The sequence below is a fragment of the Acetobacter fabarum genome, assembly GCF_022483405.1.
Classification (GTDB): Bacteria; Pseudomonadota; Alphaproteobacteria; order Acetobacterales; family Acetobacteraceae; genus Acetobacter; species Acetobacter fabarum.
Map to the genome: position 1 here is coordinate 2,359,270 of NZ_JAKVNI010000001.1, position 14,190 is coordinate 2,373,459.

General features: G+C 59.1%; 9 protein-coding genes. 3 read left to right on the forward strand and 6 right to left on the reverse strand.

Features of this window, described 5'->3' with window-relative positions; all coding sequences use genetic code 11:
- Positions 1-10 precede the first annotated feature (10 nt).
- The 4 genes from LKE65_RS11045 to LKE65_RS11060 all read right to left on the reverse strand — a co-directional run bounded on the left by LKE65_RS11045 (position 11) and on the right by LKE65_RS11060 (position 4,549).
- Complete coding sequence (locus tag LKE65_RS11045) at positions 11-544, reverse strand: hypothetical protein (RefSeq protein ID WP_095349153.1); 534 nt, start codon at positions 542-544, stop codon at positions 11-13.
- Positions 545-614: 70 nt separating this feature from the next.
- Positions 615-1,184, reverse strand: coding sequence for a CDP-diacylglycerol--glycerol-3-phosphate 3-phosphatidyltransferase (pgsA, locus tag LKE65_RS11050; protein ID WP_086645862.1), 570 nt, complete (start codon positions 1,182-1,184; stop codon positions 615-617).
- 121 nt (positions 1,185-1,305) lie between these two features.
- On the reverse strand, positions 1,306-3,219 hold the full coding sequence (gene uvrC, locus LKE65_RS11055) for an excinuclease ABC subunit UvrC (protein ID WP_278741367.1): 1,914 nt from the start codon (positions 3,217-3,219) through the stop codon (positions 1,306-1,308).
- Positions 3,220-3,466: 247 nt separating this feature from the next.
- Complete coding sequence (locus tag LKE65_RS11060) at positions 3,467-4,549, reverse strand: dipeptidase (RefSeq protein ID WP_278741369.1); 1,083 nt, start codon at positions 4,547-4,549, stop codon at positions 3,467-3,469.
- Between the two features lie 116 nt (positions 4,550-4,665).
- Between LKE65_RS11060 and LKE65_RS11065 the strand changes: the two genes are divergently transcribed.
- Positions 4,666-5,466, forward strand: a complete 801-nt coding sequence (locus LKE65_RS11065; RefSeq protein WP_253527382.1) for an exodeoxyribonuclease III — start codon at positions 4,666-4,668, stop codon at positions 5,464-5,466.
- Positions 5,467-5,651: 185 nt separating this feature from the next.
- Positions 5,652-6,413 (forward strand): class I SAM-dependent methyltransferase, encoded by a 762-nt coding sequence (locus LKE65_RS11070; protein WP_278741370.1) that lies wholly within the window; start codon positions 5,652-5,654, stop codon positions 6,411-6,413.
- Positions 6,414-6,597: 184 nt separating this feature from the next.
- Here LKE65_RS11070 and LKE65_RS11075 read toward each other — a convergent pair whose 3' ends face one another.
- Both LKE65_RS11075 and LKE65_RS11080 read right to left on the reverse strand, forming a co-directional pair.
- Positions 6,598-10,836: a translocation/assembly module TamB domain-containing protein gene (locus LKE65_RS11075; RefSeq protein WP_278741372.1), complete on the reverse strand. Its 4,239-nt coding sequence runs from the start codon at positions 10,834-10,836 to the stop codon at positions 6,598-6,600.
- Positions 10,836-12,701, reverse strand: a complete 1,866-nt coding sequence (locus LKE65_RS11080; protein ID WP_408736151.1) for an autotransporter assembly complex protein TamA — start codon at positions 12,699-12,701, stop codon at positions 10,836-10,838. Before LKE65_RS11080 ends, LKE65_RS11075 begins: the two co-directional genes overlap by 1 nt.
- Before the next feature lie 319 nt (positions 12,702-13,020).
- Between LKE65_RS11080 and LKE65_RS11085 the strand changes: the two genes are divergently transcribed.
- Positions 13,021-14,109: a lysophospholipid acyltransferase family protein gene (locus LKE65_RS11085; RefSeq protein WP_408744067.1), complete on the forward strand. Its 1,089-nt coding sequence runs from the start codon at positions 13,021-13,023 to the stop codon at positions 14,107-14,109.
- Positions 14,110-14,190: the final 81 nt, after the last annotated feature.

Genomic DNA, 14,190 nt, shown 5'->3' on the forward strand with positions numbered 1-14,190 from the left:
CTGCCTGACATCAATGCACAGGCAGCCTCAGGCGGCTGGGTGTGCCAATGGTGCTGATGGAACCATCCGAATGAACAAGGGTTGTTGTGCCATCCCCATTGGGAATTTCAATAGGTGCAGGCACGGGCTTGCCTGCGTTTGCGGGTTGCGCACTGGTGTGTCCCAGTTCTGGCGCAGCGTACCGGGTCGGGCTGACAACCCCTTTGTGGATGCTCTCCTGCTCGCCCAGACTGATTTCCTGCCCATCTGGCAGTTGTGGGCCTGTTGCTGGCAGTTCTGCGCCTGTCTGGCTGCTCATGCGGCCTTTGGCGACATCTTCCAGCGTTGGCAGCGGGTCTGGCGGACCGGGCCATATATTGCCCCCCTGGGGCAGAATAGGCACTTCCTTTGTGGCCTGCCCCTGCACACGCCGCATGTTCAGGTCCGAGCCAGCCGGGGCATTGGGGTTTTCGCCGGGTAGGGAGATGGTGTCGGACATGACTTTTTCAAAGCCAGCACATCCGCTCATCATCACGCACACTCCAAGAAGAGCGGCTTTTCGCATACCCAGACTCCGCATTCCGCCAGTATTGTCTGCCATAGGACCAATGCTGCCCATTCTGGCGCAAAGGCTACTACAGATCGACGTGCTGCAAACCCTTGGTCAGATAATCCCAGCCGGTAATCATTGTGAGCACACCGGCAATCCAGAGCAGTATCGCACCAATCAGGGCAACAGGCAGCCAGGGAATACCCAGCAGCGCGCCCGTTCCATCCCCCGCCAGCAAAAAGCCTATGGCGGTCATCTGGAATCCGGTTTTCCATTTTGCCAGCCGGGTTACGGGCAGGCTGGCGCGCCGCTCGGCCAGATACTCACGCATGCCAGATACCAGAATTTCGCGGCACAGAATGATAATGGCAGGCCACAGGCTAAGGTATGGCAGGCGCAAAAAGCCCGCCAGCACCATAAGGCAGGCCCCTACCAGCAGTTTGTCCGCTATGGAATCAAACATACGCCCGAAATCGGATAGTTGATGCCGCGAGCGCGCCAGTTTGCCATCAAAATAATCGGTAATACCGGCCAGTATGAACAGCAGACAGGCCAACGCATCCGCCTGCGGCGTTCCCCATGCGGCAAATCCAACCACGATGGGAATGGCCACAATGCGCGAAAGTGTCAGGACGTTGGGCAGGTCTGTCAGCATTGCGATGCATGCTAGCGCATTTTCCACCAAACTGGAATGGTTTGACCTATCGCAAAGTCGTCACCCATCCACAATTTGGTTGCAGGGCTGCCATCGGCACGTAAAAAAGTGCTTACCCCGTTTAGTCTGGTGACCAACCGGGGTGAAAATGCCCGTAAACCACCCGTGCCAGCTCCCGGCTAACCCCCGGAGCCGCCTCCAGTGCCTCCAGCCCCGCCTGCTTGACCGCCCGGGCCGAGCCAAAGGTGTTGAGCAGCATTTTTTTGCGCGCAGGGCCAATGCCGGGAATGTCATCCAGCTCAGATGTCACAAGTGCCTTGGAGCGCCCCGAGCGATGCGTGGTAATGGCAAAGCGGTGCGCCTCATCCCGCAGCCTTTGCAGGTAATACAGAACCGGGTCGCGCAGGGGGAGCTGGAAAGGCTCCGTATGGTCGGTATAAAACCACTCCCGCCCTGCATCCCGGTCCGGCCCTTTGGCAATCCCCACGAGCTTGACGCCTGTTACACCCAGCTCATCCAGCACGGCCCGCACGGCGGAATACTGGCCTGCGCCACCATCTATCAGCAGCACATCGGGCCAGTTGGAGGTATCTCCCTCCTCCGCTTCCCGCAGGGCACGGCCAAAGCGGCGCTCCAGCACTTCACGCATCATGGCAAAGTCATCCCCCGGTGTGATGGGGCCTTTAATGCGGAATTTGCGGTACGCCTTGCGGTTGAACCCTTCCGGGCCGCCCACAATCATCACCCCATAGGCATGCGCGCCCTGAATATGACTGTTGTCATACACCTCTATGCGTTCAGGCGGGGCATCCAGCGCAAACACATCCGCAACACCCTGAAGCAACTTGGCCTGCCCTGCTGTTTCGGCCAGCCTGCGGTTGAGCGCATCCCGCGCGTTGGTTACGGCGTGATCGACCACCTGTTTTTTCTCACCGCGCTGTGGGTTGAGAATCTCCATCTTTTTGCCGCGCCGCAGGGCAAGGGCCTCGGCCATGAGCGGGCTTTCCGCCAGAGCATGGTTGACCAGAATCTGCGCCGGGCAAGGTTTGTCATCATAAAACTGGACGATAAAAGCGGAAAGAATATCAGCCGCGGCCTCATCCTGCGCATGGGCCGGAAAAAACGAGCGGCTGCCATTGTTGCGCCCGCCACGCACAAAAAAGACCTGAATGCAGGTCTGCCCGGCCTCCTGCCATAGCCCGAACACGTCCGCATCCTGCAAGGACGCGGGGTTGATCACGCTAGACTCCTGCATTTGCGCCAGCGCGCGGATACGGTCGCGCAGTACGGCCGCGCGCTCGAAATCCATCTCCTCCGCCGCACGGTTCATGTCCGCGCCCAGTGTCTCACGCAATGCGGTGTCCTTGCCGGACAGAAAATCCCGCGCCTGTTCCACCAGTTGCCCGTAAGCCTGCTGGTCTATGCGCTCCACACACGGAGCGGAACAGCGTTTGATCTGGAACAGGAGGCACGGCCTGCTGCGGCTGTTAAAAACGGAATCCGCACAAGAGCGCAGCAAAAATACCCGCTGGATCAGGTTCAGCGTCTGGTTGACCGCCCATGCGGAAGCAAAAGGCCCCCACAGGCTGGTCCCCTTGACCGCCTTGCCCCGGTGCTTGGCAATCTGGGGGAAGGCCTGCCCGTCGGTCAGCATCAGCCACGGGTAGCTCTTGTCATCACGCAGGAGGATATTGAAGCGGGGCTTCATCCGCTTGATGTAATTGGCCTCCAGCAGCAGGGCTTCGGCCTCGGTATGGGTTGTCACGATCTCCATGGAGGCGGTTTCTGACACCATGCGCCGCAGGCGTTCGGGCAGACGGCCAACCTGCGTATAGGACGTGACACGTTTTTTGAGCGAGAGCGCCTTGCCCACATACAGCACCTCCCCCTTGCTCCCGAGCATGCGGTAAACGCCAGGAGCAAAAGGCATGGTGCGCAGGGCATGGCGTATGACCTCCACCCCCTTGGCCGGAAGGTCAGGCTGGGCGTTGGTCTGGGCCTCCGCGTTATCCTGTGGCGAATTTTGTGCAGTCATCTGGCGCTCTTTGGGGGGCAATCAATTTCATCCACCGTTTTTGTGGATAAGTCTGTGGACGATGGGGGGCGGAAAGGGTGCAAACCGCAGATTTTCAGCCCTTCCAACGGATTGCATATTTTTTAATCAAACACATCATGCCATTGATTTAAAAGGATTTTACTCCCAAGCACCCTTAACCCATCTTTGCTTTTTTGAACTCTTTGTTGAAAATAGGGCGTGTCAAGAGGAATAGTGGACAAAATTTTCAGTCCGCAGCGTGGGCTGTAGTCCCGCTTTGTTCTGCCACCTGCTCTGCCTTTTCCAGCAGCCGCAAAAAATTCTCACCCCAGAAGGCCGCTATCTCGCTTCGGTCATAACCCCTGCGCAGCAGCTCGGCGGTAATGTTGGCACCCTGCGTTGCATCCTGCCAGTCCGCCAGTGCGCCGCCGCCATCAAAATCGGAGGAAATCCCGACATAAGCGGGGCCAAGCCTGCGCACCACATAGTCAATATGGTCCACAAGGTCAGCAACACCAGCAGAACGCCGCCCCTCCTCCGGTTTGGGTTTGAGGAAGGCCGGCATGGCGGTTATCTGGATCAGCCCGCCGCTGGCCCCGAGTGCATCAAGCTGTTCATCATCCAGGTTGCGCGGATGATCGCACAATGTGCGCACGCAGGAATGGCTGGCAACAACTGGCGTGGCCGAAGCCGCAACAGCCTGCAACATGGTCTGCCTGGAGGCGTGGGACACATCCACCAGCAGGCCAAGCCTGTTCATCTCCCGCACGGCCTCACGCCCAAGGGTGGAAAGCCCACCGTGTTTTTGCGGTGTATCCCCCAGACTGGGGCGATGGATGGCCGCATCCGCCAGAGCGTTATGCCCGTTATGGGTCAGGGTAACGTACCGCGCGCCGCGCTGGGCAAATGCGCCAAGCAGAGCCGGGTCCTCGCCCATGCCATAACCATTTTCCACAGCGGGAATAACCGCGATCACACCTTGGGCGTGAGCTGCCCGAATATCAGCCACGCGGGAGCACACCCGGGCCGTAACCCCATTATGGGTGCCCTGCATGGTGTTGATGGCGTCCAGCATGGCCAGACATTCCTGCTGCACCTGTGCGTGCGCCTGCGCTGTAACCGGCCCCTGTGCCGTGTAGGCTACAAAGCAGCCTGCCGACATACCGCCACGCTGCATTTTGGGCATATCCACCTTGCGCTGGGGGGTGTCCTCAAACGCATCGGCCCGGTCAGGCCATGGAATGTCGATATGGCTATCGAGTGTCAGGAGGGCGCGGTGCAGGGCTACGGCATCCTGCGGGGGGGCTGGCTGGGGGCGTTGGGTATCCATGCTTCTAATATCATGGTGCGGTTGCCAGAAATTGCAAGACTCCTCCCACCCCTGTGTTCATGGAGGTGCCTGTCTTTTTGCTTGCGCTCCCCCACACAATACGCCATGCCCTGCCCATGCGACTTGTGACATGGAACATCAATTCCCTCCGCCTGCGTATGCCGCTGCTGGAAAAACTGACCACCGCCTTGCAACCAGACGTTGTCTGCCTGCAGGAAACAAAGGTGACAGACGAACTTTTCCCGCATGAGAGCGTGCGTGCCCTTGGGTTTGAACACCTGCACTACAAGGGCATGAAGGGGTATAACGGCGTGGCCATTCTCTCGCGCCTGCCGCTCAGCCCGGTTGTGGACACGCCAACATGGTACGCTCAGGAAGACTGCCGTCATGTTGCCGCCACCGTCCATGCACCGGGGGGGGACATCACCCTGCATGATTTTTACGTCCCCGCAGGTGGGGATGAACCAGACCCGGAAACCAACCCAAAGTTTGCCCACAAGCTTGCCTTTGTGGACGAAGCCACACAGTGGTTTGCTCAGCAAAAACCAGCCCGTACGGTGCTGGTAGGCGACCTGAACATTGCCCCCCTTGAGCATGATGTGTGGAGCCACAAGCAACTGCTGAAAATTGTCAGCCACACACCACCGGAAACCCAGCGCCTGACCCAATGGCAGCAGACCGGCTTTGTGGATGCCATGCGCCGCTTTGTACCCCCCACCGACAAGCTGTACACATGGTGGTCTTACCGTAACAAGGACTGGCGCAAGTCCAACCGGGGCCGCAGGCTGGACCACATATGGGTCACCCCCGATCTGGTGCCGGAACTGGCCAGCATGTCCGTGCTGGAAGAGGCCAGAGACTGGCCATCCCCCTCCGACCATGTGCCTGTGGTCATGGACATTCACCCTCAGCCCTGAACAAAAACAGGCTCAGGGGGCTATTATATTCATGCCCCCTTAGTGCTCGCACGATGCACCTGCCCGCCGCCCGACCAAGGCCGCCTGCAAAATACCCGGGCCACCTGCGCGGAAACACATGCGCAAGGGGCCGATAAGCTGACCAAGAACCATGCACGGCAAGCATAAATTTAAATTGTGCGGCAATGTCGTTTTATGCCAGAAGTGCCACTATTATTTTACAAACAGGCAACTTCTTTCACTCAAAAAAGGTCGCGATGTCTATTTTTGATAATAGAGGCATTCTATGCCATATATATAAAAAATTATTACATAAATACTACTCAAATGATCTATGGATAGATTTGAAAATAAATGCAAAGAAGGAAACTGTAGATTACATATTAAATAATATGGGTCGCGCCATTGTCTCCAAAGACCGTTACTCTTTGCTAAAATACGCTTTCCAACATGCCGACAAAGAAGGACTAATACTTGAATTTGGCGTCGAAAAAGGGGCCTCAATCAATTACTTAGCCTCCCTTACCCAGCAGACCGTTCACGGGTTCGATTCTTTTGAAGGCCTCCCGACCGACTGGAAAGGCACGATGGAAACAAAAGGAGCGTTCAATATGAACAAGGCTCCCCCCAAAGTGCGCCCTAATGTTCAGCTCCACATTGGCTGGTTTGATGACGTTATTCCTGTTTTTCTAAAACAGACAGACAACAGCATTGCCTATATGCACGTTGATTGTGACACGTACGAATCAACAAAAATTCTGCTGGATCTGACCAAAGACAGAATAAAATCCGGAACCGTAATAGTATTCGATGAATACTTTAACTACCCCGGATGGAAAGAAAACGAATTCAAGGCTTTTCAGGAATTTGTTGCCGACACAAAAATAAAATACGAATACATCGGCTTTTCATCAGAAAAAGGGCACGTTGCGGTCAAGATCATTTAAGATCCTGGCCTATTCCATGCGACTGCATACATTCGCCCCCAGCCCTTAAAAGCCTATCGTCACTCACAACAGCCCCCCTCGCGGAGCGCGTCTTGTGAGTGACGCATACTTTGCGGCCTGAAGACACTCCGCCGCAGCCAATACAGCCCCGCCAGAGGCCCCATGTGCCGCAAATACCCCCACCCTAGTAGCGATACTGCCAGACCAGCCCCACGCTGCTCCCCGGGTCGTTTTCGGGCGTGGTAAAGCCCGTTACGGAGCCACCCGTGCCTACCGTGGTGTTGAGCTTAAGGTGGTTTGTCAGGTCCACCTGCACCTGCGCCTGCGTGCCGGAGCCAGAGGTCGCCTGCTTGGCACCTACGTAAACACCTTTCATGACATATTTGCCGGCTTCCACGCTGGTACCACCATTACCAACGCCTGAACCGCCGCCAACGGCCAGCCTGTCCAGATGCAGGGTTTTACGCAGGGTGCCCATGGGGTCAAAGGTGGTCAGCCCGGTCAGGGTTGCCAGCGCTGTGCCCACCTCCACCATCTGGGTGGAAGAAAGCGAGCGGGCATCCGTACCAAACAGCAGCATGGCCAGCACCTGATCCTGCGGCAGGGAAGGTATGGAATCAAAGCTGATCTTGGGAGCGCTGGCATAGCCCCCTACCTTCAGCATGGCTGTCTGGCCTTCCACCGCCCGGTCGGCTTCAAAATCAAGCGTTGGGTCAAGCTTGTGTCCAACGCCCGACCCATTAAAGCCAACCCGGCCCTTGGTGAAGTTGAGCGAGATCCCCGCCAGATCAAAATTACCGCGCTTGAGGTCAAACCCACCAGTTACAACGGGGGCCTGTGCCGTGCCCGTTACATTCAGGCGGCCTGCCATTTCCGCATCCAGCCCGTGCCCACGCACAAAAAACTTGCCCGGAGATGTCAGCTTAAGGTCCAGCCCGATAACCGACTGGTGCGTGGAGGCGGCCATGGCTTCCTCCACCCGCTTTTTTTCCTCGCCGGGGCGTATGATGTCCAGACGCGCAACAGAGGCCGGGAGCGAATTGGGAATATTGATTTCCACGCGCCGCAGATCGACCCCACCGCTCACATCCATACGGGTTTGTACCTGCCCGCGCACGGTTATGTCGGCATTGAGCACCGCAGTCAGCAAGTCACTCGTAACCGGGCGTGCATCCTTGGCAAACAGATGCAGGTCTATGGGCATGCCCGGCATGGCAACACCCACAAAGCCATTTGCCCCCAGTGTGCCATCCCCTGCTTTTGCGCTGAGTGTCTGAATAACAATGCGGTCCCGCGCCCCGACCACACGACCGTTAATGGCGCTCAGATGGAACCCCTGCGCAAAATCCTGAAAATCTGCATTAATCAGGTCAACCGCCCCCATAATGGCGGGAGAAGCCGGCGTGCCACGCACCTGCAGGGCCAGTTGCACCTTGCCCTGCGCCTGCCGGGCCTGCGCGCCAAGTATGCCGTTGCCGATGCTCAGGTCCAGATTGCCATTGGCCCGCAAATCCAGCGGCCCCGTTTTGGACAGGGGCGCACTGCCACGCACCTGCAGGCCCATTTTGCTTCCGGCGGAAGCATCAAGCTGCACCTGTGCCTGCGTGCGGGCAAAAGTGGCCGTACCCTCCACCTCCATTGCAGGAACGGAGGCCGCAGCAGAACTATCTGCCATACGCAGGTTGCTGCCCCTGACCTGCACCTTGCCTTCTGGCTTATCCAGCGCACCAGAGAGTTTGGCGTTCAGAGACACCACACCCGTGGCGTTCAGGTCCGGCATAAACGGGTGTGCCAGTGCCGGGGTTACATTGCGAATATCCGCAGTAACCGACAGGCTGGGCTTTATCCGCCCGGCCACATCCAGCGTAGCAGGCTGGCTACCCGGCGTGGTCAGTACCGCTCGCAGGCGGTCGATTCCCAGCGTATCCCCAAACGAGACAAGCACAGGCGCTTGCAGGCGCAGGGTTTCCTGCTTTGCCGTGGCGTTCAGCTTCTGGAGTTTAAGCTGTTTATCCGGCAGATTCAGCACAGCCTGTGTGTTCAGCATCAGGGGGCTGTTCATCCAGCTAGCTGGCCCCACCTGCGCGGCCAGCACCATGCCTGTATCCGGCCCTTTAGCACTCAGCTGCGCCTGCCCGCTTACCCCGGCGGCAGCCAGCCCGCCAAGGCGCAGGGTCAGGTCTGGCGTGGGGTGGGCAACCGGGTCGGTTATGGAACCCGCCAGCGCAATCGACCCCACCTTGAATGTGGGTGTCTGCACATTCCCCTTGAGCTTGAGGGCCACCACCGGCTTGTCCTCGGCCGTGGTAGTATTGACCGATGCGGCCAGTGAGCCCGCTATTTTCTGGCCAACCAGAGGGCTGTAATCCGCCAGCCGGCCAATTGTCAGGTCCAGGTTCCCCTGTGGCACCACCTCTTTGGGGGCAAGTGTAAGCGCGCCTTCCCCTTTGGTGCTGTTCCAGGCCAGTTTTTGCAGGTCAAGATGGCGCGTGCCATCGGCTGCCTGCCCAAATGCCACAGCCAGTTGCGCGGGCGCGCGATCCAGCGTGCCCTCCAGAGCAAGTGTGCCCTGAGGAGCCACTGGCAGGTGGGCAACAGAGGCATCCAGCGCCAAAGCTCCCTTGGGCATTGAGGCAGTACCCAGATTGGCCTTTGCCCCCAATGTGGCAACAAAGTCCTGCAATGGCCCCTTGAGGGCGAGCGCAATACTGGTATCCCCCCGCAAGGTGGGGGCCAGTTTTTCCAGTGCGGGCAGGCCGATATTGGCCGTTATATCCACATTGCGGCCGGTCTGCACATGGCCCTGCACCTTGGCATCCAGCGCCTGCCCCGACAGGGTGAGTGAGGACAGGTCAATCTGCTGCCCGGCAGCCATACCCGCCTGCGCTGGCAGCGGGTGCATGGCTGCAGCAAGGGCCAAATGCCCATCCGGGCCAATAAGCCCTGCGGCCTGCGCCTGCCCACCCGTTATGGCCAGTTGGCCGTCGGTCGCCAGATGTGTCTCGCCCTGCGGGTCGCGGGGGCGGTCAAACTGGGCATTCAGGCTTGCATGCCCACGCAGAGGCACGCCTGCGGCCTCCCCCACGGGGAGCAGGTCAGGCACGTTCAGGCTGAGTGTGCCACGCTGTGGTGCGGCTGCCTGCACAGAACCCGACAGGGCAATAACAGGATGTTCAAGGGTAAAGACCACCGGCAACCCCGGCACGGCTGGCTTGGCCACAACATCCAGCTTGAGCGGGGCGGCCGCCAGCAATGTGGGGGCTTTACCCGGCAGGCGCAGCCCATCGGCCGTGAGCATCAGGTGGAGCTGTTCAGCCAGTGCGGCAGCATTACCACCCTCCCCCGCAAAGCGGACACGCAAAGTGCCCACCTGCACGCCAGAAGCGGCAAGCTGGTCCACATCCAGTTGCGCCGTGCCATGGGGAGCCGCCATTTTGCCATTCAGCCGGGCAGCAAGGCGCACGGCCTGCCACCCGATCTCGGGCGTAAGAGCAAGCTGGGGTGACTGGGCCGAAACCTCCAGCTGGGCCATTTGCTGCGCAAGCAGGTCCAGCGTACCACGTGCCTGCGCGCTTACTGCTCCGGCGGAGGCCGAAAAGGCCAGAGTGTTGGCCGTAACCGGCCCCTGCATATCCAGCTTGAGCGCTATAGGGGCCAGTTGCGGCATGCCCAGCCGGGTTGCCACAAACCCACCATTTGCGCCTTCGCTCGCATTCAGGTGCAGGGCCAGCTTGCCCTTCCCCGTTGCCGTGGACAGGCTGATCTGCCCGGTCTGGTCCAGCCGTGTAACCTGTATGGCAATGTCGGAACGGGGGAGTTTTGGCAGACTCAGCCCGTTAATAACCGGGTCAATATTGGCAAGCTTGCCATGCCCACTCACCCGGAAACTGGCTGCCTGCCCGGCAAGGGGCGCGCCCACATTAATCTGCCCGACCTCCAGCTTGCGAATATCCACCCCCATACGCAGGGCAGAAGGGGAGGACGAGGTCGGCTGGGCAGGCTGTGGAGTTGGGTCGGACACAGGCAGGCGCGGAATATCCAGCACGCTTGCACTAAACACATAAATGCGGGCCTGCCGCCACACCATGGCCATGGGCGACCAGTCAAACCGCACGTCATGCAGTGTTAGCCAGGCTCCCTGCCGGTCATGGATCGCCAGCGTTTTAACACGCAGGTTATCGGGAAAACGGCCAGACAGCCCATCCAGCGTAACCATGCCCCCGGTCAGGGATGCGGTCTGGCGCACCAGCATCCGCCGCCCCGGCCCCGTATTGGCACCTATGAGCAGAACGGTTGTCGCCAATGCGCCAATACCAGCCAGCGAGCCTGCGGTTATCAGCACAAAACGGCCTGCGCGCCGCCACAGGCTGCGCGGTGGTGGAGGCGCGGGTGTGCTCGGGGGCGCGGGTGTGGCTTCTGGCATCAGAATGTTTCCCCCAGCCCGATGTACAAGTCCCACGAATCCCCACGTGGAGCGCGGTTAAGCGGCACGGCCACATCCAGCCGGACCGGACCAATAGGTGTATAATACCGCACACCACCACCAGCACCCACACGCAGGGTTCCGGTAAAGGGCATGCTGTTGCTCCCCACCTGCCCGGCATCCGCAAAAGCAGCCAGCCCAAAGCTCTTGAACAGGCGCTGCCTGTATTCCACCGTTCCCGCATCCAGCGAGGTGCCACCAATGGCATATTTGGTATGGCCATATTGCGGCCCAACGCCCTGCCAGCGATAACCACGCACCGTAGCACTCCCCCCCGCGTACATGCGCTGGTCAGGCGGAATGTCCCACGTGCCTGCACCCTGAATACTGCCAATAGTTCCACGGAACGCCAGAATACTCCGCCCCGGGCGGCTTATGCCCAGCTTGTGCAGGTCCACGTAGGTGGAGGCTGTTGCATTCATGATTGTAAAGAACGACGTACCCGCCCCCTTGCTCCCCAGAGAGACCGAGGGGGTCACGTTAATGCTCGCACGCACGCCATGTGTTGCGGGCTCTATGGGGTTGCCCACCCCGGTATTGTCATACATGCCCGAAAGCGGTGCCGAGAGAATGGTGTAACTGCGCGAAACGCCGAACTGCTCAATTCTTTCCTGCTCTGCGGCAAGGCCAAAATTACCGTTCCAGTTCTTGGCCAGTGGGCGGGTTATGCCCCCACGCAACAGCAATGCCGTCTGCCGGTAGGACCAGAAGAGCTGCCGCAGGCCTTCTATGCGGGCATTCAGGTTCTGTTTGCTTTCCAGAAAGTCAGGTTTGAAAAAATCTGCATACACATCATACCCCAACCCCTGCTGGGCAGACCCGCCAAGACCGGTGATCAGGGCTGTCAGGCGCAGGCGCTCGGCATTGCCGAGCAGGTTGTTGTGGGTCCACATGGCCCCCACGCGGGCACCAAGGTCCGTGGAGTATCCGAGTTCTGCCCCAATGGAGTGGCGCTTACCTTCCTGAAAGGAAAAATCCAGCGGCATGGTGCCATTAACCGCCTTGTTGGAGGCATCCCTGACCGTAACATTGGAAAAAACACCCAAGGTGGTCAGGTCCTGCCGTGCGGCTTCTATGCGGGATGGCTGGTACAGTTCCCCTTCATGCACGGTCAGCCGCCTGCGCACGAACGACTGATGCACCCGCTTGAGTCCTTCCAGGTTGATCCTGCCAATATCCAGTATAGGACCGGGAACAACAGGATACACAATATCCACTGTTTTGGTGCCCGGGCGCAGGTAGGCCATGGGCTTGTCAACCTGTGCCAGCGCGTGCCCGCTCTCACGCAAAGCATCCATCAGGCGGCCACCTGCGGCCAGCACATCTGCAGCTATGGCAGGCTGACCTGTGTGCAGGCCAAACGCTTTTTGCTGTTCGGGGGTAAGTTGCGGGGCAACGCCAGTGGCACTTTCCACCAGCTTGACCGAACCAAGGTGGAAAAGCGGGCCTTTATCAACCTTAACGGTAATATCCACCTTGTCATGCTCCGGCACGGTCCCAATCCATGATGCCAGGGCGTTGGACATCCCATCCATGGCAATGCCCTGCTTGCCATTGCGGAGCATGATATGCACCGTGCCATCGTAATACCCGCAGCTTTCCAGCGCGCCGCGCAGGCGGTCATATTCGTTGCGCACGCGCCCGGCCAGCGCAAACGGGCCAACCGCCCGCGTGGATTGCAGGCTTAACAGGTCGGACGAAGCCTTGAGCGCGGTATCCAGATCGCTCTGCCCGGTTGGGTCGAGGTTTGTCACATAGGGCTGTGGGTCTGCTGCCCGCGCGCCACATGTTAAAACGCTCCACAGCGCCGCTCCAGCCAGAAGCCGATTCGCGGTACCAGTAAACCTGCCAAGTATGTTGCGATTGTAAACGGCCACTCTGTCCTGTCTGTCTGTTGCTGCATGTAGGCTATGTGGCCCGTTATCGGGGCTTATTTTTACATGTTTCTCCCGGCCTACAAGCATACCATGACAAAAATTAGGTATTCCGCCCAAAAAAACCTTCTCACACGGTGGATTGTCCCCTCCCCCCTCTTCGCGGTATGAGAACGCATGTTTATGTGTTTCTTCCACATTGCTGCCCGCTCCTTGGCCCAACCGGCCAGCCTCTGGCAGAAGCAGGACCATGCGCACCAAGCCTGACCAACCTACGCAGTCCCTGCCCCAGGGCACGCCTGCCACCGCTCCGATCTCTCCCCTTCCGTCATGGGTAGATATGCTGTTCCGCCGTGCGGGGCAGGCCCGCTCGGCCATACGTCTGGCCGGACTGCTGGTATGGGTGCCGCTTTCCGTCGGGTTTGAAGCCTGCCTGCTGCCCGTGCCCGGCACGGCCAAAATCCGCTGGACGCGGGTTATCTGGGGTGTGCTGTGCCGCATTATTGGCCTGCATATTACCGTTGTGGGCAAACGGGTGGGCACGGTTGGGGGCATCAAGGCCCGCAAACGGGGTGAGCGGCCTGTTATCTATATTTCCAACCACATGTCATGGCTGGATGTGCCTGTGCTGGGCACGCTGCTACCCTCTGTTTTTGTGGCCAAGGGGGATATTGAAAAATGGCCGGTCATGGGGCTTATCTCCCATATTGGCCGCACCATTTTTGTCAGCCGCCAGCGCAGCACCACCGGGCGCGAACGCGACCAGATGATCCAGCGTATGGTGAACGGGGATAATCTGGTCCTCTTCCCCGAGGGCACATCCTCCGATGGGTCGCGCGTTCTGCCGTTCATGTCCGCTTTTTTTGCCATTGCTAAACTACCCAAGCTCAAGGATGGCATGGACAAGAGCCTGCTGCCGGTAACCTACGAGCCCGGCATGGTGCCCCTTATACAGCCTGTCTCCCTTGTTTATGACGAGCTGGAGGGCCTGCCGATCAGCCGGTTCCGTCGCCCTATTTTCTCATGGTACGGGGATATGGATCTGGGCCCACATGTCTGGCAGCTTTTGCAGTGGAAGCGCTCGCGCGTAACCGTTGTGCTGCACGAACCACTGGACCCCGACCTGTTCCCCAGCCGCAAGGCGCTGGCACAGGCCGCATGGCAAGCCGTGGCTGATGGCTGCGCCGACCTGCGACAGAACCGTGAGCCACGTGTGCAGCCCGGCCGGTTCAATGCGGCATCCCTGCCCGCCAATTTTTTACCCGCACATGTGAAGAAAACAAAACTGCTGCTTGACAGAACGGCCTCATTTTTTGCTTCATTGAAAAAGAGGACATAACCAGCGCGGCCGCCCCCAATCGGCCGGCATATTGTTCACGGCGGGAGGCCACTCTGTCCGGCACGGCATGGCTCTTATTAC